Source organism: Paraflavitalea pollutisoli (genome assembly GCF_029360705.1).
GTDB classification, from domain to species: Bacteria; Bacteroidota; Bacteroidia; order Chitinophagales; family Chitinophagaceae; genus Paraflavitalea; species Paraflavitalea pollutisoli.
In genome coordinates this window covers 212,537-237,164 of the sequence record NZ_JARKMX010000008.1, presented here as the reverse complement: position 1 = coordinate 237,164, position 24,628 = coordinate 212,537, and the positions used below count along the sequence as shown (strand labels likewise).

General features: G+C 46.3%; 27 protein-coding genes. 16 read left to right on the top strand and 11 right to left on the bottom strand.

What is annotated here, in order from left to right; genetic code table 11:
* Positions 1–98: 98 nt before the first annotated feature.
* Complete coding sequence (locus P2W70_RS15190; protein WP_276482336.1) at positions 99–674, top strand: GNAT family N-acetyltransferase; 576 nt, start codon at positions 99–101, stop codon at positions 672–674.
* A gap of 27 nt (positions 675–701) precedes the next feature.
* On the opposite strand, the gene P2W70_RS15185 is transcribed toward P2W70_RS15190, so the two are convergent.
* Positions 702–1,334 (bottom strand): Crp/Fnr family transcriptional regulator, encoded by a 633-nt coding sequence (locus P2W70_RS15185; RefSeq protein WP_276482335.1) that lies wholly within the window; start codon positions 1,332–1,334, stop codon positions 702–704.
* Positions 1,335–1,732: 398 nt separating this feature from the next.
* Here P2W70_RS15185 and P2W70_RS15180 point away from each other — a divergent pair, with 398 nt between their 5' ends.
* From P2W70_RS15180 to P2W70_RS15155, 6 genes are all read left to right on the top strand, one after another.
* Positions 1,733–2,563, top strand: a complete 831-nt coding sequence (locus P2W70_RS15180; protein WP_276482334.1) for an RteC domain-containing protein — start codon at positions 1,733–1,735, stop codon at positions 2,561–2,563.
* 226 nt (positions 2,564–2,789) lie between these two features.
* Positions 2,790–3,770 (top strand): hypothetical protein, encoded by a 981-nt coding sequence (locus P2W70_RS15175; protein WP_276482333.1) that lies wholly within the window; start codon positions 2,790–2,792, stop codon positions 3,768–3,770.
* 420 nt (positions 3,771–4,190) lie between these two features.
* On the top strand, positions 4,191–4,406 hold the full coding sequence (locus P2W70_RS15170) for a hypothetical protein (RefSeq protein ID WP_276482332.1): 216 nt from the start codon (positions 4,191–4,193) through the stop codon (positions 4,404–4,406).
* A 76-nt stretch (positions 4,407–4,482) separates the two neighbouring features.
* A complete protein-coding gene (locus P2W70_RS15165; RefSeq protein ID WP_276482331.1) occupies positions 4,483–5,148 on the top strand; it encodes a hypothetical protein in 666 nt (221 codons plus the stop codon).
* 197 nt (positions 5,149–5,345) lie between these two features.
* Positions 5,346–6,233 (top strand): hypothetical protein, encoded by an 888-nt coding sequence (locus P2W70_RS15160; RefSeq protein ID WP_276482330.1) that lies wholly within the window; start codon positions 5,346–5,348, stop codon positions 6,231–6,233.
* 335 nt (positions 6,234–6,568) lie between these two features.
* Positions 6,569–7,156 carry a hypothetical protein gene (locus P2W70_RS15155; RefSeq protein WP_276482329.1) on the top strand — a complete coding sequence of 196 codons (588 nt, stop codon included), beginning with the start codon at positions 6,569–6,571 and terminating at the stop codon, positions 7,154–7,156.
* Between the two features lie 330 nt (positions 7,157–7,486).
* Here the strand turns inward: P2W70_RS15155 and P2W70_RS15150 are convergent, their stop codons facing one another.
* From P2W70_RS15150 to P2W70_RS15140, 3 genes are read right to left on the bottom strand one after another with little or no spacing between them, the layout of a single operon-like run.
* The gene (locus P2W70_RS15150; RefSeq protein WP_276482328.1) at positions 7,487–8,035 is read right to left on the bottom strand and encodes a hypothetical protein; all 549 of its coding nucleotides are present in this window, start codon (positions 8,033–8,035) and stop codon (positions 7,487–7,489) included.
* A 16-nt stretch (positions 8,036–8,051) separates the two neighbouring features.
* On the bottom strand, positions 8,052–8,564 hold the full coding sequence (locus P2W70_RS15145; protein ID WP_276482327.1) for a hypothetical protein: 513 nt from the start codon (positions 8,562–8,564) through the stop codon (positions 8,052–8,054).
* 11 nt (positions 8,565–8,575) lie between these two features.
* Complete coding sequence (locus tag P2W70_RS15140; RefSeq protein WP_276482326.1) at positions 8,576–8,830, bottom strand: hypothetical protein; 255 nt, start codon at positions 8,828–8,830, stop codon at positions 8,576–8,578.
* Between the two features lie 664 nt (positions 8,831–9,494).
* On the opposite strand from P2W70_RS15140, the gene P2W70_RS15135 reads away from it, so the two are divergent.
* The 3 genes from P2W70_RS15135 to P2W70_RS15125 all read left to right on the top strand — a co-directional run bounded on the left by P2W70_RS15135 (position 9,495) and on the right by P2W70_RS15125 (position 12,320).
* Complete coding sequence (locus tag P2W70_RS15135; protein WP_276482325.1) at positions 9,495–9,953, top strand: hypothetical protein; 459 nt, start codon at positions 9,495–9,497, stop codon at positions 9,951–9,953.
* A gap of 200 nt (positions 9,954–10,153) precedes the next feature.
* The gene (locus P2W70_RS15130; RefSeq protein WP_276482324.1) at positions 10,154–11,227 is read left to right on the top strand and encodes an HNH endonuclease; all 1,074 of its coding nucleotides are present in this window, start codon (positions 10,154–10,156) and stop codon (positions 11,225–11,227) included.
* Between the two features lie 142 nt (positions 11,228–11,369).
* Positions 11,370–12,320: a HEPN domain-containing protein gene (locus tag P2W70_RS15125; RefSeq protein ID WP_276482323.1), complete on the top strand. Its 951-nt coding sequence runs from the start codon at positions 11,370–11,372 to the stop codon at positions 12,318–12,320.
* A 269-nt stretch (positions 12,321–12,589) separates the two neighbouring features.
* Here P2W70_RS15125 and P2W70_RS15120 read toward each other — a convergent pair whose 3' ends face one another.
* Together P2W70_RS15120 and P2W70_RS34455 are read right to left on the bottom strand one after the other, a co-directional pair.
* A complete protein-coding gene (locus tag P2W70_RS15120; RefSeq protein WP_276482322.1) occupies positions 12,590–13,084 on the bottom strand; it encodes an ATP-binding protein in 495 nt (164 codons plus the stop codon).
* 295 nt (positions 13,085–13,379) lie between these two features.
* A complete protein-coding gene (locus P2W70_RS34455; protein ID WP_420832395.1) occupies positions 13,380–13,532 on the bottom strand; it encodes a DUF5681 domain-containing protein in 153 nt (50 codons plus the stop codon).
* A 169-nt stretch (positions 13,533–13,701) separates the two neighbouring features.
* On the opposite strand from P2W70_RS34455, the gene P2W70_RS15115 reads away from it, so the two are divergent.
* The 4 genes from P2W70_RS15115 (at position 13,702) to P2W70_RS15100 (ending at position 17,351) form a co-directional block, all read left to right on the top strand.
* Complete coding sequence (locus P2W70_RS15115; RefSeq protein ID WP_276482321.1) at positions 13,702–14,259, top strand: hypothetical protein; 558 nt, start codon at positions 13,702–13,704, stop codon at positions 14,257–14,259.
* A gap of 1 nt (position 14,260) precedes the next feature.
* A complete protein-coding gene (locus P2W70_RS15110; protein WP_276482320.1) occupies positions 14,261–15,484 on the top strand; it encodes an AlbA family DNA-binding domain-containing protein in 1,224 nt (407 codons plus the stop codon).
* Positions 15,485–15,508: 24 nt separating this feature from the next.
* Entirely contained in the window at positions 15,509–16,735 is a 1,227-nt protein-coding gene (locus P2W70_RS15105) for an AlbA family DNA-binding domain-containing protein (protein ID WP_276482319.1), read from the top strand.
* 85 nt (positions 16,736–16,820) lie between these two features.
* Positions 16,821–17,351 (top strand): alpha/beta hydrolase, encoded by a 531-nt coding sequence (locus P2W70_RS15100; RefSeq protein WP_276482318.1) that lies wholly within the window; start codon positions 16,821–16,823, stop codon positions 17,349–17,351.
* Between the two features lie 171 nt (positions 17,352–17,522).
* Here P2W70_RS15100 and P2W70_RS15095 read toward each other — a convergent pair whose 3' ends face one another.
* Positions 17,523–17,846: a nuclear transport factor 2-like protein gene (locus tag P2W70_RS15095; protein WP_276482317.1), complete on the bottom strand. Its 324-nt coding sequence runs from the start codon at positions 17,844–17,846 to the stop codon at positions 17,523–17,525.
* Positions 17,847–17,869: 23 nt separating this feature from the next.
* Positions 17,870–18,664 carry an SDR family oxidoreductase gene (locus P2W70_RS15090; protein WP_276482316.1) on the bottom strand — a complete coding sequence of 265 codons (795 nt, stop codon included), beginning with the start codon at positions 18,662–18,664 and terminating at the stop codon, positions 17,870–17,872.
* A 125-nt stretch (positions 18,665–18,789) separates the two neighbouring features.
* Between P2W70_RS15090 and P2W70_RS15085 the strand changes: the two genes are divergently transcribed.
* Positions 18,790–19,149, top strand: coding sequence for a winged helix-turn-helix transcriptional regulator (locus P2W70_RS15085; protein WP_276482315.1), 360 nt, complete (start codon positions 18,790–18,792; stop codon positions 19,147–19,149).
* A gap of 157 nt (positions 19,150–19,306) precedes the next feature.
* On the opposite strand, the gene P2W70_RS15080 is transcribed toward P2W70_RS15085, so the two are convergent.
* The 3 genes from P2W70_RS15080 to P2W70_RS15070 are packed head-to-tail and all read right to left on the bottom strand — an operon-like array spanning position 19,307 to position 23,778.
* Positions 19,307–20,710, bottom strand: a complete 1,404-nt coding sequence (locus P2W70_RS15080; RefSeq protein WP_276482314.1) for a TolC family protein — start codon at positions 20,708–20,710, stop codon at positions 19,307–19,309.
* A gap of 25 nt (positions 20,711–20,735) precedes the next feature.
* Positions 20,736–22,094: an HlyD family secretion protein gene (locus tag P2W70_RS15075; RefSeq protein ID WP_276482313.1), complete on the bottom strand. Its 1,359-nt coding sequence runs from the start codon at positions 22,092–22,094 to the stop codon at positions 20,736–20,738.
* Position 22,095: 1 nt separating this feature from the next.
* Entirely contained in the window at positions 22,096–23,778 is a 1,683-nt protein-coding gene (locus P2W70_RS15070; RefSeq protein WP_276482312.1) for a peptidase domain-containing ABC transporter, read from the bottom strand.
* Positions 23,779–23,918: 140 nt separating this feature from the next.
* On the opposite strand from P2W70_RS15070, the gene P2W70_RS15065 reads away from it, so the two are divergent.
* Positions 23,919–24,596: a TetR/AcrR family transcriptional regulator gene (locus P2W70_RS15065; RefSeq protein ID WP_276482311.1), complete on the top strand. Its 678-nt coding sequence runs from the start codon at positions 23,919–23,921 to the stop codon at positions 24,594–24,596.
* Positions 24,597–24,628 lie beyond the last annotated feature (32 nt).

The following is a 24,628-nucleotide window of genomic DNA, read 5'->3' as shown; positions in this document are numbered from 1 at the left end:
TGATATCGCAGGATATCAACAACTTGATTGTATAACCTACCATCGGGCGACCTATCGGTAGCTCCAGCTCCCGTAACCAGGTGGTTAAAATGAAACATATGACAATAAGAACAGGCATACCGTCGGATGAAGCACAAGCCATCGCCACGATGACCCTGGCGTTCAGTACAGACCCCATGGCACGTTGGTCATTGCCGGATGCCGCAACATTCCTGGCGGCCTTTCCGTTACTGACAAAAGCATTTGGTGGAAGTTCGTTTTTTGGGGGAACCTCCTTTATTGCTGACGAATACGCGGGCGTAGCTATGTGGTTACCGCCCGGCGTGGGACCCGATGAGGAGTCGCTGGTGCGTATATTGGAAGAAAATGCCCCTGACGCTATCAAAGGCGATATGCCGAAAATATTTGAGCAAATGGAAAAGTTCCACCCGACCGAACCGCATTGGTACCTGCCACTGATCGGTGTAGACCCAGCGCACCAGGGTGCTGGGGTAGGTGCCGCCCTCATGACCGAAGCGCTCAAGGTGATCGACCGCGATCACGCCATTGCCTATCTCGAGTCCTCCAACCCAAGAAATATTTCCCTATACGAGCGTCATGGCTTCGAGGTTATGGGAGAAATTCAATCCGGCAGCTCACCAACTATACATCCTATGCTGCGAAAAGCCAGGTAGGTTAGTGCGACGCTCACACGGATATAATCAGGCCGCTTCTCCCGGCTTCCGTTTATCATTTCCCGCTTTCATCAATTTCTTTTTGATGCGGCTGTAGTTCTCGGGGGTGGTGCCCAGGAAAGTAGCGAGGTGTTTTTCGGGCACCCGGCTTATCCATTCCGGCCGGTGTTTCATCAGCCACTTTACTTTTCCTTTTGTATCGAGCGGATTGAGGGCAGCCGACTGGTAATTTGCTTCTCCCCATGATTCCAGGGCCATGGTGAATGCCAGTTCAATAAACTCCGGGCAAATTTTTGCGATGGCAAAAAACTCCTCGCGGGTCAGCGTCAACGCCTCCGTAGGCGCAAGTGTATAGATGCTTTCTTTGCTGGGGATATTTTTACCAAAACTGGCCACATTGAAGACCGTCTCGGTTTCCATCATAAACCGCGACGACTGCCACCGTTCTACTTCCTCATCTTCCCGCAGCACTTCACCCCGCAGTAAACCGGAAATAATAAAATACATTTTGTTACTGACCTCGCCGGCTTTCAGCAGGCAAGTATTCTTTTGCGGGAACGATTCGTGCTTGATATGCCGCTTTAGCAGGGTGATCAGTTCGGGGGATACATACCCTTGCTGTTTGAGGAAGTCGAAAAACTGAACCAATACTTTGTCCATGAAGCTGTTTCTTTTATTAGGTGAATAAATAAAACATCTCCGGACTGTTGGTTGGGACACTGGCTACTTGTGATGGATCGCAGCCCCACAAATATAGTAGAATTAGCAAAATCACCAAAAGCTTCTGAACGATACCGGTGTCACACATACGCCGTGGTCCCCAAAAAACTTAACACCTGTTAAGTTGATACCCAAAAGAAGTCAAAAAACCCTCCAGAACTTAACAGGTGATAAGTTTTCGTAACATGATTCCCCACTATTTTTGAAGCTGTCAAAATCGAACCACCGAATCCTTCAGTTCTATTGCCTAATCCCCTACCCGGGAAGTATGTCAATCAACCGCCGGCGCAAAATTTAAGTCGCCTGCCTAATCATATCATAAAATCAAATCATCGCTTATGAAAAATTGTCAAGATGAAATTTCAGCTCAGTTGCAATCATCACTAAGCAAGTTGCACGAGGTAGAATGTAAAGAGACGGACCTGGTGAAACGTCTTAAAAAATGTATTCAGGTATGCCATGAAATGCTCAACAGCTGGCGGCAGGCCATCAACTTGTACGGCTTTCCAGACCAGCGTAGTGAGATTTACTTTTTTAAACATGGCAAGCCCAGGCTGGCCGCACATTACCGCTACTATCAAAGGGTGTTGCATTTTCATCTTGACGAATGGAAAGGCTGCCAATATAACCAGGAGCAAAGACTGGTCAAAGAAATGGCTTATGTTGAGCAGGTCTTTGAGCAAAACAGGTCTCTATGGCAATACTATCAGTCGCGCGACACTTCCATGGATAGCGTCTATTTTGTACGGGGCACAGAATTGTGGCTATTGAATAATGGTACCGGTTACTTCGACGACAGTTTCAGCAGTCGTTGTGATGGTCCCCTGGCAGAACTGTTGGCGATGGAGATGTATTCGGCCTATATTGGACGCCGTTTGGCTGGTGACGAAGATCATATAGTGGCTGGCCCTTCAGCACCAACTATAGGTAGAGTCGTGGGGACGGGTACGCTCACGCAACTGACGGTCATTGGCTACGCGCTATATGAGAGCAATATCTATGACCGCGCGGTCCTTTCCCGCGAAATGGCGATGGAGCATTGGGGCAAGCACTGGAATGTCGATTTGCGCAATCACCGGCAGATCATTTATCGGTTGAAGGGACAGCACGAACCGGACCGGGTGTTGAAAGACATGTGCGGAGATTTCAATAATTTTTTAGGAGCATAGGAGTAATAAACTTTTCATGAACCTCAAAATGTAAACACCCATTATAATGGGTTTTGGTCCAGAAACTGGGTAAAGCATTGAAAAATGCGCAAACAGCTCAAAAACGATCGATTTTCGGTCGTTTTTTTTATGCCTTGTTGCAAAAAAAGTTGGGTGTTTATAACGGGTATGTATCGTGATCCAGGCTCGCGGATGTTGCAGCTTTGTGTTATCAAAATTGATGTATATGACAACACAAGCAAACATACCGGGTTCATACGGCCACCAAGGGACGCCGTTGTACAACGAAGCTGGCAGGTTACTGGCCTGGCTGATGCCTGCCGATGCACTGGATATGCCCTGGCAAAGCAACCCCTTACAGAGCAGTGGCAGAACTGTGCCAGAACTATGCCAGAGCAGTGCCTTGTTTACCGACTTGCAGTCCGGACGAAGTGGGCAGGATGCCCTGTTACCCTTCGTTCACTACTATAATGAATTGAAGATTTTGGTCGACCAATTATTTCCATCACGTAAAAAAAGAAAATGTATGGCATCCGATGAACCAAAAGGAGTCAGCGCCGACAGAGTAGCGACTGATCCCAACTTTGAACGCACCCGCGAAAATGCCGCGGAATTTGCAGCGGCTGGTAAAGCAGCTTACTTGTTACGGTCTATCTTCCGCGACGTAACCGTTTATGCGAAAGACAAGATTACCCAGGCACGATTGCTGACCGTTTGTAAACGCGTACTATCTACCGACGGCGTCAGCGCCCGGGGTGAACGCTCCGTGGCCAACGGCGATCACTTGCAGTTCAAGAACTTTAATTTTAACGGAAGGGCAGGTATCCGCGATACGTTGTATGTGCGCTGTCCGGTCACCATTGACAGGGTCACTGGCAAGGCTACCGTCGCGATCCCTTCTTTTGTTCCAAAGACCATGGTGCAAGCCGCAAAAGGCTCCACGCACTACAAGATCGTGGCAGGAGCCTCCGCCATTAACTTCAACACCGGCGACTCCTCCTTTATGCGGGTAGATACCGGTCATCTGCCCTGGGATCAGTTGCCGACTGCAGCGACCAGCCTGGTGCTGGACTTTCCGCCCAACAGCCCGGATACTGTATTCGTGGCGCTGTGTGTTGAGTTCACCCAGCAGATGAATGGTCAGTTTTATCCGTTGAAGACCGGCCGCTCCAATGCAGCGACAATCGTAGAAGTTAGTCAGCCGTAAGTAGGCAGCATCATCCTTCCTCCGGTGCGGTGAATAGTCGAAGTTAGGGCGCACAGGCACGCCGTTGCGGCTAACCTCCTTCAAACAGGACACCTGTCGCTGGTACTACAGCGACCACCACCTCAGCCAACAAACATCGTGGACCACACGTCGCGCAACACCCACAGGTTCGCCCCTGGTGTGTAAGGGCACCGCCATGTCCCGCTGTCATGCGGATCGTCGATTGGACGGTGTTCTTATACTTCAACTCATCAACTCCATCCTGTGCGCAGGGATGGGGGAGGTGAGGGGCGATTAGCCGGAGGAAAGACAGGCATCGAGGCATAAAGGCAACGCAGGAAATACAAATGCCCGAGCCGATCCGTATCCCGGCAATGATCAGTAGCACAATCATCATTATTCATTTTTCAAACATCAACAATGAGCAACATCATCAACCGTATGACCAACAAAACGCCCAAGTTCTTCCAATTACTGCGCACCCTGGGCGTTGCGCTGGCCGCCGCCAGTGGCGCATTACTCGCAGCGCCGATAGCACTACCCGACGCAGTAAACACCATCGCAGGTTATGTAGCAGTAGCCGGTAGTGTGATGGGGGCAGTAAGCCAAACGGCGGTATTGCATGAAGAAGAGTAGGAGCGGCCCATTATTCACACAGGACGCCCTCGGGCTGAGGGCGTCCTTTTTCATCTCAACACACAAAAAACAAGATATGAAACCTTCTAAAATCAGGCATTTCTGGGAATGGTTCGAACGTCACCATCAGACGTTCCTCGACTTTGAATCGCTGACCCGCACAGAGCGGCAATACTGGCTGGCAGAGCTGGATGGTCACCTGGCAGTTTATAATCGTTTTCTGATGCCGTTACTGGAATGGGACACGATTCATTCCACCCAAAAGTGTCAACTGACCATTACTGCTGTCGGTCGCAGTCGTTCGTTTGCTATGGTCGACAAGCTGATGAAACAGGCGCCCAAACTCCGGAACTGGGAGATGACCGCCCTTGAGCCTGCGGCTGGTTTTGACGAAACCGCTGCCGGTATGTTGCAACAGCTGAACGCTTCGGTCGGCAAATTGTGGTTTGATGTACGGGATATGGATGCACGCGGCAAAGACCTGCTATTTGTGTTTGCCGAAGGCGATGCCGATATTGATTACGATCACCATTTTGAGATCGATGAACTGGTGTACCGTATACTCGGCGAGAAGGTCTACGGGACATGTTTTGGAGGTATCAGGCTTGAAGCCTATGAATCGCTGGTGGAAGAAGAACAGAGTTACCTGGTGCCCCTGGAACAATTACCCGAGTATGTAAAGAGACGGCACGTGCCGGGCATGACTGTAACAAAAGGCGGCCGCCTGCAGCGCAAGGCCTAGGCTAACACATCAAAGCACCAAAAATGATCCTTTTCGGGCAGCATAAAGTTTTTTAAAAAAAACTTACAAATCCTTTAGTACCGTTCGGCGGTTTAGTTGTTATAGTATAAAGGATAAGGTTTAATGGTTAACGAATTTGATTAGCGACGCCCTGCATGTCTATGCAGGGCTTTTTTTATTAAAACCGATATCACACTATGAACCAGTACGATGAATTACCAGGTGGAAAAAAATTGCCCTGGCGACATTCGCAGACGCACTTTGTAACCATTGTGCTCTCCATGGCAGGGAATTTACCTAATGAGGATGATATGGATGCATTGGGCGAGCGCATGTTAAACATGGTAGATTTGGATCCATCGCCTTTCCCGGATTTCCGGTCGATGCGCCTTGCTTTACAACACGGCTGCGATGTGGCCACCCACGAAGAAATGCTAAACGACCAATTGCGGCAGTATTCAGGGGCTATCACGGCCGTACAGGAAGCTGGTATTGGTTTCGCGGAACGAGAAATCGGACAAGCCCACAATGGCGACATCCCTTTGCAGCACTTGCAGGATATTATTGACCTACACAGAGAGTTGGCCTTTCATGCAATAGGTGGACCTCCTGTTCGCTTTGTCAAACTGCCCTATCCAGGCGGCAAACTAACCTGGAACGCCTCTCTGATTGATTTTGTAAACCTGGTGGTGGCTACCGAAGCATATGGAATAGCGCCCAAGGACATGGAAGACAGCCTGGAACTGATTGCTGAGCGCTACCGTTCCATCATTGAGGTCGATTATGCCGGATACACCGATTTTCAGGCGCTGCGGTCGGTATACCCAGTAAAGATCAATTACAAAATTTATACTGAAAAGCTTTTTCGAATGGACAAGGCGCACAGGATATTGTTTGACGCCGGACAGCTAATAGCCTACAAGCATTTTCCCGGTTTCGCTGTGCAATCGGACTACCACACGATCCTTGCAGAAGAAGTCGTCAAACTGTGGCCCCAAATTGATCTTATCAAGATTATGTATCTGTTTGACGTGCTCTTCATGCCCACTAAGCATCTGAAAGCGGTACTGAAGTCGAGGGATTAATACTTCTATCCGGTCTTAAAGATGGTCACCTGGGCCAGCCTGCTGTCCGGTGCAGGGCACATATTATTTCGACCTCCTGGGTAGGGTGGAGGACGTGATTTTTCGGACAGCATAGATGGCTGAAAAAAAAAGTTGATTTTCCTTTAGTACCGTTCGGCGGTTTAATTGTTATAGTATAAAGGATAAGGTTTAATGGTTAACGAATTTGATTAGCAACCGCCCTGCATGTCTATGCGGGGCTTTCTTTTTGCAGCCCCAGTACTATAATTGAGTTCGTCCGAAAATTGTGACCGATTACGCCCTTTGGCGACCCAAAGGCTCCTAAACTATTCAGTATGAAAAAGATATTCTCTTCTCTTCTTTTCGTAGTAGTTCTCACAACCAGCTATGGCCAGGTACAGCCAGACACCTCTGCGCATCTTACATTCAAAGGCATCCCCATTGACGGCACCCTTAATGAGTTTGTTTTAAAAATGAAAAAAAGTGGCTTTACCTACCAGGGAACAAAAAACGGTATTGCCACTTTTTACGGAGATTTCGCCTCCTACACCAATTGTATGATAGGCACTTCAACGCCTATCTCAAAAGACCTGGTTAGTAAAGTAGTAGTGCTTTTCCCCGACTGCGATACATGGTCTTTGCTTTCAGGCAATTATTATTATCTGAAGGACATGTTAACTTCCAAATATGGTAAGCCATGGGATTGCGTTGAGAAGTTTGACAGAGAACCCAGAGATGATAAAGACAGGATGTATGAAGTAAAACTTGACAGATGTAAATACCTGACATCCTACGAAACAGGAAAAGGCACCATTCAATTAACAATCGCGCACAACGATGTAAATAGTTGTTTTGTTACGTTAGCCTATTTTGACAAAATCAATGGAGAAATCGTTAAGCAACAAGCGCAAGACGAATTATAAGGATATAGAACGCACTCATTTACAATAAATCGGGCAATTCCCTCTCAATACAAAGTAAATCGCGTTAAGGTAATCTTTTGGGTGCTTCTGTAAAAAAAACAACCCCGCCCTTTGAAAAAGGCGGGGTTTCCCATTCAGATAAGTGTTTCAATATCCAATACAACCTAGTACAAAAAACCAACTACAAGAGCTTGCGCCCTTTTCATTGTATCCTTTACTATATAACAACAAAACTGTGTGGCGGTACTAAGCCAAAGACAACTTTTTATTGATATTAAACAAACGATACCTGAATCAGGGCACCGAATAGACCGGTTACAGACAGTTTCATCATTTGATGGCTATTAGTCTGTGAGCCCTCGCAATCGCATAAGCCGCCGTAGTAAGGTCCGTCAGGTTTTCAAATTGGGTGGTCAACTTCCGGCGCTCCCGTTTTGATAACCCAGACCACTCCGCACCGAAAGTTCCTTCAAACAGCATCCACAGGTTATTGCGGGCTTCGTGTGGCTCATTGCAATCACAGAAATAGTTCACGACCAGCATTGGCTTCACCTTTTCGTGTATCCACTCCTGGCGGAATCCCGCTTCCGGCGGAGGGACGTTGACATCGATGCCTTTATCCCTCGCCATAAAGTACAGCGCTTCGATCGTAAGCAGCAGCCGTTCGAAAGTGCCGGTGAGGTCCTCAATAGTGTCTTCGCGCGTATAGGCTTTCAGCGTATCGGTACCTGTGTAGTAAATACGGAACAAGAAAGTCGCCAGCTGGTCAACATCGTACCGGCTGAAGGCCTGGCCGATGGCCTGCCATGGTTCGTAGGCCTCTACTACCCGGCAAAGGTAGACGCAACCGGTTGTACACTTGATTTCATGGGTAGGCATGGTATCGGATTTTTAGTTAAGAAATTGGGTTCTGGGTACTAGTGCCCCAAAGCACTGCATATTTGGAGGGTACTGACTCCCGCTCGATCTCCAGCTTCGTTTTCTTTCGTTTCCGCCAGATACTCGGATGTCCCTCCCACGACTGCCTGGCTTCGGGGCAGGGTGGTGGCCCTTGCGGTACCAGGATGATCATACCACCATAGGCGTATAGGAAAAAACGATCCATTTGGGTAAAGCCCGCATCGTGCAACCATTTGCCGGAAAGGCGTATATCCGGCACTTCCGTTCTTTTAAGACCTTGCGGGTTCAGTGTCTTACCGTACAGTTTCAGGTTACGTGCACGGAGCACAGGGGCCTGTAATAACTGCAATTGCTGAAACACCGCATCCCGAACCGGATGCGGGAGGGGGTGGGGCAATTGTGCAGCGGTTGGCTGCACCATGGGCCCATCGGTAGGTGGCGTATACATGCTCATGGGGATCTCGAAGCCCTTTTGCTGCTTGACAGACTTGGTGGTTTGTCGTTTCATACTGTGGCGGATTATTTTTTATGAAGTTGATGGATAGCTTGCAGGGTGTACCATACCTGTTCGCAAAACAGGATGGCGTTGCCGCGTTCCTGCGGCGTATGGAATAGGGTGTTGCTTTCTGTGAGGGCGCACAGCAATAGCCTGTTGAGGTAGTGCTGTACGTCTTGCGGGTGAAAATCCCGGAAGAAGGCTTTGATCATCTTCTTTGGGTCATCCGCATAGCTTTCCTCCTGGCTGATGTACAGCCGTTCAAATGTCTTGGGCATTTGTCAATAGTTTAAAAGATGAAGAATGCGGGCGGGGAGGCCCGGAAATACCGATATGCGTAAAGAAAGAAGCAGATGGCGGGATAGCCGGCTTTGCGGGCGCCTTCAGCAAAAACGACAGTGCGGGCCTCTGCATATTCGGAAGTGAGGCCCTAGGAGTGCCTTTGCCACGAATAAGAGAGAACCCGCACTGTTTATGGAGCAGTATTCTTCACTTATCATCTCGTGGCTGAAATTTCCTAGGTTTCACTTGCCGAGAATCAAAGCGAATGCCTTCAACATTTAATGAAGTAGTTCGCAGTATGTTAGTACTGCATCGGGCGCTTGCCCGAATGCGTGAAGATATACGATTTCCAGCTTGGGTCTGGATTTAAAATATACGAATTTATTTTGGACCGAAAATCGGTCAGGAATAATGGGTTATGCGAGGTTTTGCGTCGCTGGAGGAGTCGCTAACTGAAAACGCAGTTTGCTAAAAAATATGACTACCCGCTGTCATGACAAAAAACGATACCGTTCGAATGTTGCCTGGAATGCGAATATGGGAATTTATATTTTCTGTAAAGGCTCAAATCCTTCAAAATTCCCCTTCTTCTACTGTTCTTGAATAAAAAACTAAATTCACTTAAATTTGATAGTAGTCGAAAATCTACAAATTTAGGGCATGAATTTGACATTAGATGATTTTAGAAAGGGGCAGCATCTTTATCGTGGAACGATCAAAGATAGCTTTCAATTAGATGGCAATACAATTTTCAAATTAAGTTCTGGAGAATTTTTCATTCGATTAGATAGCCACATTTTACCGCTAGTTGGGTTCTTTCCAGAAATCGAAGTGTATAAAATAAATGGTAAACTGGTTTTGATTTACCTTATAAATCGTAATTACACATATATAGAGCCCATAAAAGTTCTAGAAACTAAGACAATTGAGCCATTTGATGGCTTTTATCCTGGAAAAATATTTAACCTCGCAAATGGACAAGGATGGCGTCAAATAGACGGCCCTAATTCACCTTGCTTTTCCACGGGTTACGTCAGAATCATCAACGATCGAAGAATAATTGTTGACAATTGGGCTTTTTATCCAAAGGTGGAATTAATCAATTATAAACGCTTTTAGGACAAACAAAGGTATAGTTAATGTTACGTAACCTTAGACTATAAAAATCACATTTATGACCTACACGAATAACATTTCAACCACTTCATGAGCGCTAGAAACAGGCCTAGTATCCGTAACAAAAGTGCAACTAAGGTTCGTTTTATAGGAGTATAGAGCGCGAATAACAAAACACATCGGGTAGACTTATAGACACTATCATGGTTAACGTAAGATTCAAACCGCATCCATTCTTTATTGAACGTGCTAAAGCATCCCAGGAACGATATGATCTAATTGATGCAGTCTTCGACGGAGATGGTCGATATGCAATGAAGAAACTAAAGAAGAAGGAGAACAGAGTTTGTCTGTTCTGCGGCAAAAGTAAACCTGAAGTCAATTTTAAGTCTGATGCCCACCTGGTCTCCAATCATATTGGTAACACTTCCCTGTTTTCAGATTTTGAATGCCATACCTGCAATTTGAAATTCGGGAAATTGGAAGATGATCTTGCCAAATTTTTAGGTATATCCAAAGCCCTTGCTAAACTATATCAAAACAAGCCGGAAGGCTATAAAGGAAGGCACTTGTCGGCGCATGCTAGATCCTATTTGGGAAACAGCCTTCTTATCTTAGCCCCCAAAGATATTAAGCAGGAAGAAAATAAACTTGTCATTCGATATACAAAAAACCCTTACAAACCAATAAGTGTATATAAATCGCTTTTAAAGTTTTCCCTTTCTATTCTACCGAGAGAAGAAGTCAAACAAAATCTCCCAAGAGCATTGGATTTCTTAGCAGACAAGCTAAATGCGACTAGAGGGGCTTACTTGTCTCGGTATTTGTTACCATTTGACCGGATGTCTCCTTTATGTATAATGGTTTTCAAGAAAAAGAAAGGCAATGACCTTCTACCCACATACATAATTAGCTTTTACCTCGGCAACAACATTATTAATCTGCCTCTATTGTTGCATGAAAAAGATGCATTTAGAAACGAGGAAGTTGAAATAATTCTACCCCCTCCTTACTTTTTCGACGAACGATATTTACAAGAGCCTGTTGTTGATTATGGATTAAGAGATTTTTGTTCACCCCAAAAGGTCAACGATGAGGTAGAAGAACTATTACTCACCTTATCGGAAGATTTCCAGCATCAATTAACGACTTACGACCCGGTGACAAATACTACTGCACTGAGATCACTCGATGGAACTCCAATCCACCATCTAACGATTATGAAGGAAGGTGTAAATATTGACCCGAAAATATTGGCATCTTTTACCAAAGATTAATTGAAGCGAAGAACAGAATGATCTGACTATTTGCAGATTCTAAATTACCTTCTAATTTAGTAATTCCTGTATAAAAGGCAATAGTCATAACCCCAAAAACACAACAATGCAGTCGGTGACTACTAAGATATTTGTCCCTTTGATGAAAACCGAATTTGAAGATCACTTCTCTAATTTTGAGAAAGTAATAGATGAACTCTGTGCTCTGTCCGATCAGAAAATTGTACATTTTATTGATCGAATTACAATGCCACTAAAAATTGAACGGGCATCAAAAGAAGAAGTAAAAAGACTTTTTTCAAGAAGAACCGAAAAGAGATATGCGAAGTATTTTTTGAAGTTTTCAACTCATTTTACCCTAAATAATGAAGATGCGGAACAAATGCCTGTCTTTTTAGCCGCTCATATAACCCAGGCTACGGTAACGCATCTACTAATTTACCTTAATCTAGCAAAACCGGGTGCTTTTGATAGTCGTCAAGGAATAGTAATAAAAGACTTCAGGTTTGATACAGAAGAAAAAACAGAGAAGGACTCGTTCCCTCCGCTTGTAAATTCTATCCACCTATCTTTCGATTTGATGAAACAATATAAATGGCCTCAATTGGTAGAATTAAAAATCGAAGACACTTTAAAGTGGCTGGACAAACACTGGGAAGCATTTAATGCAGCCCCTACTAATCGAATCGAGAGAGCATTAAATGCCTTTTCATATCTGTTTCACGAAACGCTCGCAGATAATTCTCCATCTGATTTATTTTTTTCGCTTGTCGGGATAGAAGCAATGTTTGTAGAGGGAAATGAGAGTGTTCAAAAACAAGTTAATATAAAGACTCAATTGCTATTAGGAAAAAGGACTGAGTTCAAGAAGAAATTTGGAGATCTTTATGAGTTCCGATCTAGGTACGTACATGGTCAATTAAATTTCATAAACAAATATTATGTGAGAGACGCTGACGATAAAGTACAAAGCCATATGTTTGAAACCCATGACAATTCCTATTTTGCTATACTGATTTTGATAGCATCGATTCAAAAACACATATTACTGGACAAGGATAGCTTAGAGTTCGAGTTTGTATTGAAAAAATAAATAGCAAAGTCAATACATGTGAATTTTTTCCTTTAAACCATTGCAAATTGACAATGAGGCACAATTTGCACCTTCCAGATCAATTGTTTATTATCTCATTCTATACGACATCTCTCGTTAAAGCATTTTACTAATGTGCAATGGAAATCAAAATCTAAAAAGGCATTGAACTTTCACACTATAAAAACATAGACATTCTGCTTCAAAACTCCGACTTTCTAACCTTCAATTAGTGACTACCAAGTAACAGCATGTGATAAAAAGACCTTCTATCTGACTTTTCCCAAAACACTCCATAAACGCCAAAAAGGAGATGTCCCATCCAGCCTGGCAAGTTTAGTTTTGTCCCGGAACCGGCTTGTAGCGTAATAATGCGTCTTGAACAGGAACTGGCAGGCTTTGACGCCTAAACATTGTGCCAGATAGCTTTTGCCCGATCCGGCAGGTCCAGTAATAATAATATTCTCCACCTTATCCAGGAACTGCAGGGATAGCAAGCGGTCAACCACATTTTTGTCGAGGTTCCGGGAGGCCTGGTAGTCGATGTTCTGTGGTGATGCGCTTTGCTTAAAGGCACCCAACTTGATCAAGCTGTTAATGCGTGTTTTCTGCCGGTGTTCCCATTCTGCATCCACCAACAGAGCCAGGAGTTCGTCTGTGGTGCAATGGCTGTAATGTTGATACGTAAGGCTCTGGTGATATAGGCCTGCCATGGTCTTCAGATGCAATCTGCGCATCTTTTCTACTGTACTGTTCTCGTTCATGCTAATTGATTGTTGATTGATGACCTGTTATTGATAATATCCGGCTCCGCGGATATTGTTGTGTAGAGTAATAAGCCGCTGTTCCATGGCATCATCTTCTGATCGGTCCAGGCCTGCCTTTAAAATCCGGTCAATAGTGTGGTAGCCCGACCTGTGGTGGTCGAACGCGCGCCGGCAGGCTTGCTCCAGCCTTTGGGGTGTATATGTACCTGCGAGCGATAAAATGCCCTGGCACTGCTTATAGGCGATCTCCGGATAGGTGTATTGGGTGAACAATCTTTGTATATAGGCCAGTTTATGAGCTCCTACCTGCTGAGCTTCGCCTGAACTTCTTGATGTTATTCACGGCAAGTAGACTCAACACCTCCCTAATCTCCATAGTAGATTTATTTAAACTCCCTTTCGGTCTTCCATTAGGATTTCTTGATTGCCCTTTTTTAAATTTCATTCTGTTGTTAAACTGTAGTAAACAGGTCTTTCTATATATAATCGCTTACAGGAAACCCAAAAGCTGCCTGTTACTGTTACAAAACCTAAACTCCACAGTTTATCAACATAGACCGGCCAATTTTCCATTTCAGGTATGAAATTGCTAAATTTGGCAAACCTCATAAACCATGGCCAAAAAGGAAACTAAATGGTATTGGATAGCTTTGGGCACAGTAACGTTAAGTGTAGTTTCGGATAATATTTCTGAATACACAAAGAATATACCTGTAGTCAAACAGATTGTCGATTTATTCAAATGGCTTTACACCATTTCGGAGCGATTTCTAACAATGCAATTTCCTTTGTGGTCATACCTGCTTTTCTCAATCTGCGTGTGGGGCATCTTCAGATTACTTAAATCGATGTTCAAGGACACCAATCAACATCCCTCATTTTACACCTACAATAAAGACAAATTTAGATTTTGGATATGGAGATGGGAGTGGGTATGGAGTGAAAGGTATAATTCATGGGTTATAACAAACCTTCTTTCATTTTGCCCAGTATGCGATGTAGGACTACTGCATGTCGGTAGTCACAAGCAAGTACGCTGCCCAAAATGCCAGACACGATGGCCAGACGATGGAGCTTTTTATGCAGAACATGAGTATGAAGATAAAGATGATATAGAACAGCTTATACTGGCAAATGTAAGAAGCATGGAATCTAAACAAAACAACGGCTAAGATGTACATACAAGGCAAATACGCATCAGAAGTTACTTCTCAAGACATTCTTGACTTGATAAAAAACAAAGTTCGAGAGAGTAAATCTTTGGACTACAAAAGAGAATTAAACCTTGGTACGGATAAAGATGACAAAAAGGGGAAATTTCTACATGACGTACTAGCAATGTACAACACAGAAGGTGGATGTATTATATACGGAATTGAAGAAGAGAAAGTCAAGGGTAAGAACACATCCTATCCCAAGGAGGTTTATGGCCTAAAAATTGAAAACTTCGACAAACTTTCTCAACAAATCAATTCACTTATTCGAGATTACACAGACCCAGTTTTAAGCGTCATAGAATTTATCAATTTGAAAGTTGAGGATAAAGACGTGATAATCCTCGGCATTCCCAAGACGCAAAGCATCCCATCAATGAATACCTATGGAGGAGTAAATAACTTTCCGCGTCGAAACTCATCAGGAAACCATGTTTCAACCACATTTGAATTAACACAAATGTTTCAACAAAGCCTTTTATTCAAAGAAAAGTCAGAACAGTTTAGACAGCAAAGAATAAAAGACATCAGGGATACTAAGATTATTCCCCATGTCCTAGTCAATGGCTCAACGTTTCTACATTTAATACCCTATAATTTTCAAAATGAATTATTGCTTAACCTGAAATCACTTCAAGCACTGGAATTAGAGAAAATAAAATTTCCATTTCTCTCTGCAGATTATTATGAAAAAAGAGGATTGTCCTACAATTTAGAAGGCCTTCTTGCTTACAAATCTCACTCGAAACAAGGGTATACAAATTACCATCAATACTTCAGAAATGGAGCAATCGAGATTTATACTTCAAACTGTCTTTCAACTAATGAACACCCTGATACAAAGAACTTTCACTCTGCAACTCTAATCAGATTTGTGGTTATTTCAATATATCGTTGCCAAGCCATTTTTAAACACTTTAAAATTGAACCACCGTACATTGCATATCTTAGTTTGTGTGACCTAAACGGACTTACGTTAATTGGACCAAACTCAACGTGTCCAGGTAAATTCTCACGCAATGAAATAAATCTCCCCAACATAGTCTTTAATTCGTTAGACCTAGAAGTTAAAGACATTTTTGAAATCCTTCATCCATACTTTGAAATAATCTGGCAGGCGGCAGACGGAGAAGAGTTCCCTTCATTTGAAGAATGCAAAAATCACTTTAAAATAATCAATTAATGAATTTGTCAAAAAATAAAGACAATGTATCTACAGGGAAAGTATATTAAGGATATTACAAAAGAAGATATCCAGCTTCTAATATCTAATGAAATACGTGAGAATAAAACCCTTGACTATAAAAGAGAGCTTGATTTAAGTGATGATAAAAGCGACAAAAAGCAGAACTTTATTATCGACGTGACAGCCATGTACAACACTGATGGAGGCTGTATTATCTATGGCATTGAAGAAACAAAAGACGACAAAGGGAAGAATACTGGATATCCCGGAAAAATACATAATCAAACAATCGATAACCAGGATGCTTTTGAAAGGAAAATATATGCAACTATAAAATCAAACTCAGACCCGCAAATTACCAATATCACTGTCCAGTTCATTCTCATTGACGATTCTTTAATTTTCATTATCGGTGTAGCTAAGAATTTGGGGCTTCCTGTAATGATTACATACAGAGACCTTAACAGGTTCCACAAAAGAAATAACCATAGCAATTACGCGGTTAATACTTCCGAGCTAAATCAATTGTTCATGCAAAACCAATCCACCAAACAGAGAGCAAGTGAATTTAGACAACTCAGAATTAAAGGTATAAATGAGAATACTTTCCATTGGAATAATATCGTAAGAGGTGACTTGTTCTTTCACCTTATCCCTTATAGCTTCACAGAGGATAATATTTATAACTTAAGCGTCCTGCTGGAATCCGACACTAACCAGAAGATATATCCAATTACTAAGGAAGATTACAATTATAGTGATGAATATGAGTACGATTTCGACGGCCTATTAACTTTCATCACGAATTCCAGCAGAGAGTTAGTTAACTCTTATATTCAATATTTTCGTAACGGCATAATTGAGGTTTTCACTTCTAAATGTCATTTTCAAGATAGATATTCACATGATACAGAATTCTTAGATGGCGAGAAGATTGTGAAAACAATTCTTTACACAGTGGTAAATATGATAGATGTATATAAAAAGCTGGAAATTGAACCCCCGTTCATAATTTACATAAACCTACTGAATGTTAAGGGCATGGAATTGACTTCGCCACCTACTCAAATAATAGAGGGAAAATTTCTTGTTGAAGACATGCTCCTTCCACCAGTCATAATCAACAACTACAACCTTGGCTACAAAGACCTTTATACTTTACTTAAACCTGTTTTAGACATAATATGGCAGGCTGCGAATAGGGCTGGCTGTCCAGCTTATGAAAAGTTTATTATGAATCCCAATTAAACAAAATCCCCACTTTAAAAACAGCGGGGCTTCCATTCACATGCGTTAACCATTAAACTGGGCCCTGAAAAAGAAGGGCTACAACGTGGTGGTAGCTCAGCATCCGCTCAACGCTTTTGATAACGACGTCGCAGCCTTGAAACGCGTGCTCGACCAGCAAACCGGCCCCTGTATTCTCGTGGCACACAGCTACGGCGGATCGATCATTGCCGATCTCGGCAACGATCCCAAAGTATCCGGCCTCATGTACATCGCCGCCCAGGCCATGGATGTGGGTGAAACACAGGCCGGGAACGGCAAACGCTATCCACCAGCCTACAAATCGCTGCTACATACTCCCGACGGATATGATTACATCGAGCCCGAGCGTTTTGCCGCAGACTTTGCCGGTGATCCGGATGCAGATCGGGCAAACTTTATGGCCAACGCCCAGGTACCCACTGCCAACGCCGTTTTTCATATCTCCATTGCCCGCCCAGCCTGGAAAACCAAACCCAGTTGGTATATGGTGGACCAATCCGACAGGATCATCAATCCCGACCTCGAACGCCTGTATGCCAAGCGTTCCAAGAGCAAAACGGTGAAGCCCCCCGCGCCAGCCACTCAGTGTACGTAACGCACCCCGTAGCAGTAGCCAAACTCATTGAAGAAGCGGCTATGCATACCCAGCAATAAATAGCACCGGGCATTGGGTAAAGCACCGGTGCATGAAGCAGGTATCTCAGAAGGTAGGCCGTGCTTTTGTATGAAGAGAGCGTGACTCATTCCCGTCACGCTCCAGGTAATTTTATCCGGTCACTTTCAAGTACTGAATTTCTCCATCGATGATATCGAAGTGAAATTGCAGTACCGCCGGGCTCCCCGGAAATGTTCCGGACACTTCTGCAGATAGAATGCTTGCTGTTCCGTTTTCGGTGTAGTCGAGCGGCTTCATCTGCGACCGGTATTTCTCATTTGTTTCAGCGATCAGGTGCTCGATCGCTACCCGCCCTTTGTAGAGCTTACCCTCATCCAACATTTCGCCCGTCTCTGCAAAACAAGCTGCGAACGCTACGTTGTCGAAATCATTTTGTGCCTGCACCAGGTCTTCTACTACTTTTGGCAATTTCATGTCTGTATATTTTTAATGGGTGATCAGATGGTGGGTACCGTGCCACCGTCGATGACGAAATTGGTTCCTGTCAGGTAGCTGGCCCGCGGTGATACCAAAAAGCCCACCAATTCAGCTACTTCTTCCGGCTCTGCGGGCCTGCCATAAGGTATACCCCCCAAGGCATCCATCACACCTTGCTGCGCTTCTTCTACCGTACTATTGGCATTTCTGGCAATCTCGCCCAACCAGGCTTTCGAGGCGCCTGTATTGATCCATCCCGGCGACACCGTCAGCACACGGACTCCTTTGGGCGTAACTTCATTGGACAAGCTTTTACTGTAGTTGATCAATCCTGCTTTGGAGGCTGCGTAGGGCAGGGTAGAGTCGTACAGCGGCAATTTGCCCTGGATAGAAGCGATGTGTATAATGACACCGGCTTTCCGTTCAATCATCTGCGGTAAAAATCCCCGGTCGAGCCGCACAGGCGCCAGTAAATTAGCTTGCAGGGTGGATAGCCAATCTTCCTCACTCAATGCCGCAAAACCTCCGGCGGGTGTTGTGGATGAACCCAGGTTGTTGACCAGGATATCCAGCCTGCCATAGGTGGTCAACACTTCGCTGATCAGTTTTTGCGCATCTGCTGCCTTGCTCAGGTCGGCAGGAATAAAATGCAGGCCTTCTGCTGCCTGTTCGGGTTGGCTCCGCGCGGTAATGATGACTGTGGCACCAGCAGCTTGTAAGCGTGCTGCGATGGCCCTTCCTGCACCCTTGGTGCCACCCGTTACCAAAGCTATCTTTCCGGATAATTCGTTGTTGTAGTTGAATGGCTGATCCATATATTTTTGTTTGTAGTGCAAATCTCGACCGTACGCGGATAGCAAACAATAACGGACTTACGAATCAGATACGGACAAATTTATCCCTATCGACCACTAATCGGGGGTGGCGTATATTTGTAGTTATGTACGTAAAGAAGACTACGCCGACACTCAATTGCGGACTTGACCTGGTTGGTGAAGTATTGTACGGAAAGTGGAAGATCCGTATTCTTTGGTTCATCCATACTGGCAACTTACGGCCAAGCGAACTGCAGCGGAAAATCCCGGATGTAACCAGACGCGTATTGAATGTTCAACTGAAGGAACTGGAGGATCATGAACTGGTGACTAAAACCATCTTTCCGGTGTTGCCGCCCAAGGTGGAATACCGTCTTACCGACTTCGGCAAATCGCTCATTCCCATCATCCAATCCATCGGTCTTTGGGGCGACGAACATGAGGAGCGGCTACGCAGGGTGATTCAACGACACACAGTTCGTTAAGCTGTTTATCAAAACCGAGCACCTAAGCAATAAAGGTTTCATGCACTGCAGATGAGTAAGAACTTGGGACTTGGGTAGACATAGCCATAGTTTGTAATATCGCCCATGGCCTTCCTACTAATTTGCGTTCGGCGGTGATCTTGCTGGATGGTCTCCGTCAGGGGGCTGCCAACAAGCCGGCCGACCAGGGGATGGCGTAGGCTGCCTTGCGGTACTTTACCTGCAGCTCTACCAACTTCTGCTGCGTTTCCAGGATCTTGTTTTCCCGCGCGTTGATCAGGAACAGGGAGCTTTCCCCCTGCGAAAACTTCAATTCTTCATTGCGCAACAGGAAGCTGTACGTCCGCACCATTTCGCGGGCGGAGCGCAGTTGCTGTTGTAATTGCACCGTTTCGGTATAATACTTTCTTATTTTGTTCTGCAGGTCCCACTGTTTCTGTTGCAGAGCCAGTGTATTGTCACGTATCTTGATCAGTACATTCCGGTATTCCCCTCTTTCCTGGCGCCATAGCAGGGGCAACCTGACCTCGAACCCGATCTTGTAATTGTTCTCCAGGTAGGGCCACGAGAAGTTTTTGTACTGGTAATAGTCTTTGCTGAGCAGGTTGGCCTGGAGGTTGACGACGGGCAAAAAGTTTTGCCATTTTAGCCGGCGTTCCGCTTCGAGTATGTCGAGCTTATACCGGCCGGCCTGCAGGGCAGGGTGCTGCTGTTCAATTTGAGCCAGCAGTACATTGGTATCGGGCAAGGCCTGCAAGGCGGCCAGGGCCATTGTGTCTGGTACATACTGGTCTGGTAAAAGATACGGCGCTTCATCAGCCGTCCACAGGTAGCCCGACAGTTCCAGGCGTCGTTTATTCAGGGTAGCGAGCGCATCGGCCTGCATCAGTTGTACGTTTTGCAATTGCGCCCAGGCTTCCATGGTATCCGCCATGGCACGGTCGCCGTTCCGAAAGGAAAGGGCGATGAGGCGGGTTCTCTTGGCTGCTACGTCGATGTATTGCGTATACAGCTGATAGAGGTACCACGAGCCTGCCCACTCCCAATAAGCAGTGCGCGCCTCGAACAGGAGGTCGTTGATCATGATCCGCCGTTCCTGGGCGTTCTGTTGCCGGTAGATATTGGCCTGCCGCAGCGCCGTTCTTTTTTTATCGGTCAGTAAGCCATTCAGCAACGACAATTCCAGCCCCAGGTAGCTGGCCACCCCTTTGGTGCGTTCGGGATTGATGTATACGCCATCCGTTTTTTCGTATCCTGCTTTTAAATTCACGGCTGTGCCCGTAGGTATTTTGATGCCGGGATTGGTGTACTGGTAGTAGTTGACGCCATCCAGCGTTTTAGCGCTCGTTCCGGCTTCGATGACCGGATCGAAGGCACCCCGGGCCGTGAGCAGATCGGCCGCTGCCTTTTGCGTGAGCAGGTCGGCCTGTTTCACCACCGGATGAAATTGCTGTACCTGCTGCACCAGCTCCGCTTCCGTGAGCACCTGCCGGTCTTGTGCGGCAACAGCACCCAGGCTGCCGGGTACCAGCAAGTACAATAGGGTCACTGCTTTTGTCATGGCCTTTATCATATGCAACCTATAGCTATTTAGTCAACGGTTTTTCTTTGCCGGCGGTGGCTCCTGGCTGGTAGTATTCCGGCGGAAATCCATTGATGTTTCTCCATAACTCGTAATACACCGGCACGTCTTTCAGCAACATGATGCCTTCGGCGCCACCTCCCACCCGCAATAGGGCAGGCCACTGGCGGTCGGTACTGTCTTCCACCACCAGCACCCGGAAATTGCCGTTGGCGCTGACGGAATTCTCCACCGCGATCACCTTACCGCCAAAAGTGCCATAGCTGCCACCGGGCCATCCACTGAATACGATCGCCGGGAAACCGTCGAACACAAACCTTACTTTTTGGCCTTTGTTGACCAGGGGCAGGTCCATCGGTTTCACAAACAGTTCTATCGCATATTGTATCTGATCAGGTACGATCTCCACGATCATGTCGCCTTCTTTCAGGAACTCGCCAATCCCGGCTTTCCTGGCCTTGGTGATCTGTCCGCTCTGGGGCGCCAGGATGAAGTACAGTTTACTGCGGGCATCGTAATTGGCCAGTTGGTTCTGCAACTTCAGCAGTTCCGCTTCGGTAGTCGCCGCATCCGACAACGAGGAGAACCGGTCGCCACTCACTTTGGCGATCTTATCGGCATACTCCTGCAAGGTGGCTCGCTGCTCGATGTGCAGGTTGGTCAACTCCTGCCGGCTCTGTTCCAACTTGTTGCCGGCGCTGTTCCATTTGGCCAGTCCGTTCTGGTAATTGATCTTTCTTTTTTCGAATTCGGTCAGCGAAATAGCGCCGCTATCGAGCATGATGCGGGCCGCCTCGATCTGTCGCTTGTAAGCCTCCAATTCGTTGGCGGCTGCGGCCAGGTCGGCTTCTTCGGTTTTGATCTTTAATGCCTGCTGGGCGATCTTGTTCCCGAGCGACTGCAGTTTGAGTTCCCGGCCCTGTTGCAGCGCCTGCGATTGCACCGTGGTGGTGGCCGCTTTGCTGCGGTAGCTTTCCATGGTTTGTTGTTTGGCGGCGATCTGCTCCTGTGTTCTTTTCAGCAATTGCGGATCGAAATATTCCACCTTCACTTCTCCCAACTGCAGGAGGGTATCACCGGCCTTTACCATATCGCCTTCTTTAACATGCCATTTCACGATGCTGCCGGAGATGAGGGTGTTCACCTGCTGCGGGCGTTGCTCCTGGCGCAGGGTGGTAACGGTGCCCCGGGCGCGGATGTTTTGCGTCCACGGCAGAAATACGATGGCCAGCAGCAGTAGGAGCAGGCCCCAAAGCCATTTTCGGGTCCGGTTCTTCCGGTAAAACAGGTAGATGTTCGAGAACGAACGGAGCTGGCTATCTGCCGCGATGGTATTGATGTCGGACTGTAGATACCTGTTCATGTTAGGATTTGCTTTTTATGGTCAGTATTTCCCCCTCCGGGCTCAGTTCAATGACCTGATCGCAGTACGGCGACACGGAGTCGTCGTGCGAGGCGATCAATATAGTCGAAGCTGTATTTTGGCGGATGTATTCGATCATCCTGGATTTATTCTCCGGCGGCAGGTGAGCAAACGGATCTTCCAGCAACATCAACCGGTGCTCGGCCAGTACGGCGCGGATGAGCAGGATATTCTTGCGGACATTGTCGGCGAGTTTATTGCCTACCGGTAATAGCTGGGTATCGTAGCCGAGCGGTAAGGTTTTAATAAAACGGGTAAGGCCGGTAATATCGCAGAGTTCGGTTACCTGCTGCAGATCGATCTTGTCGTTGCCCATGGTCAGGTTCTGCAGCAGGGTGCCCTGAAAGATATCCTGGCTGCCCAGCAATATGCCGGTGTTTTTGCGCAGGTTGGCTATCCGGTAGTTGCCCACGGGCGCCTGGTCCAGCAGCACATTACCGGTGTAGTTCCGGAAGGCGCCCGTGAGCAGCCGCAGTACGGTCGATTTGCCCGACCCGGATACCCCCTTGATCTGCACCATTTTTCCCGCCTCGATGAAAAAGCTGATGTTCTTCAATACGGGCTTGTTGTTGCCATACGCAAAAGTCACGTTATCGAATTCGATGGATAGCCCTTCGTTTTTGGCGGGTAATTCCAACTGGCCGCTTTGCTCCGTCTCTGCTTCGGTGATCTCGCTGAGTTTTTCTACGGAGATAATGGAATCATACACCGTATCGAGGTTGATGATGAGTTTTTCAATGGAAGCGATGATGGCCAGGATGACGATGTCGGCAGCGATGAACTGACCCACATTGATCTGCTGATCAACGAGCAGGTAGGCGCCAATGATGAGCATGGCGGCCGTGATGAGGATCTTGAAACTGATCAGGCTCCAGAACTGCGTCAGCAGGATACCGAAATAGCTGGTGCGGGAGCTGAGGTAATCGCCGACGAGGTGGTCTGTTTTGTTCATGTGCAGCGAAGTGCCTTTCGTATACTTGAAAGATTTGATCGAGCGGGCGATCTCCTGCAGCCAGGCTGCCACGGCGTACTTGTAATTGCTGGCCCGGTAAGCCGTTTGCAGGCCCTGCGTGGAGGTGAAACGGATGATGGTGAATACGATGGTGATGAGGATCAATCCGAAGGCGATGAAAACCGGATGGTAGAAAGACAGCAGCAGCAAGCCCAGTACCACCTGTATCACCGCTGCGGGCAATTCGATCATCAGTTTGTCGATGCCTTTCTGGAGCGAAACGCTATCGAAATAGCGGTTCACCATTTCGGGGAGATAGGCGTGGTCGAGTTTTTCGATATTCAGGTTAGGCAGGCGGTCGCTGTATTCCAGGGAATACCGTACAAACAATTTCTGCTTTACTTTCTCGATGATCTGCAACTGCCTTACCTGCAGCAAACCGTTGAGAAAGACACCGAATACGACCAGGCCGATCAATACGATGATGGAGGTGGAAATGCTGCCCGCCAGCACAAAGCTGATGATCGATTGAATGCCCAGGGGAAGCGACAGCTGCACCAGGCCGGCCAGCAGGGCGAAGACGCAGGCCGCCGCGAAGTCTTTCCGTTCGAGCATCAGGATCCTGTTGAGTTTCAACACGGATTGTACCAGGGAAACCGATTTTTCTGCCATTTGCTGTTGATTGACCTTCTTGATTGTTGCCGCAAATATAAATACATCACTTATTATAATGATAGTATTACTATCATAAAAGATTGTAAAAAAATCCCGCCTGCGGGCTTTACTTCGGCGGGATTGCCGACTTTTGCTGTATGGAGTTTCAGTTGCAGATAAAAATGAATCCCAAGCTGTACCTGCGCGACCCGGAGCAATCTCCGCTCGGCCGCAACATCATTCAGCACAGTATCGGCATGATCCACCAGATCGGGTTCGAAGATTTCACGTTCAGGAAGCTGGCGGCAGAGATTGGCACTACAGAGGCCAGCATCTACCGTTATTTCGAGAATAAACACAAGCTGCTTACCTATCTCATCTCCTGGTTGTGGACCTGGATGGAATACCAGTTGGTATACCATACCAACAATGTACGGTCGCCAAAGGAGAAGATACTGGTGGTGATCAGGCTCCTTTCCTTTCAACTCGCGGACCAATTTACCTTCAGCCACATCGACCGGAATCAATTGTACCAGGTGGCCATTACCGAGAGCAGTAAGTCGTACCTCACCCGGCATGTGATGCAGGACAACAAAGACCAGTTCTTCAAACCCTATAAAGACCTGTGCGCACGCATCGCCGCCATCTTCCACGAATACAATGCCGCCTATAAATACCCCCGTTCTTTGTCGAGCACCTTGCTCGAGATGGCGCACTACCAGTTCTTCTTCAAAAAGAACCTGCCATCGCTGACCGATTTTGCCAAGGATAAGGATGATGCAGGCGTGGTACAGTTTCTGCAAAACCTGGTGTTCAGCTCGCTGAAAAAAGAGTAGGGGTCGCTCTACTGCCGGGTCCGCGCAGGCAC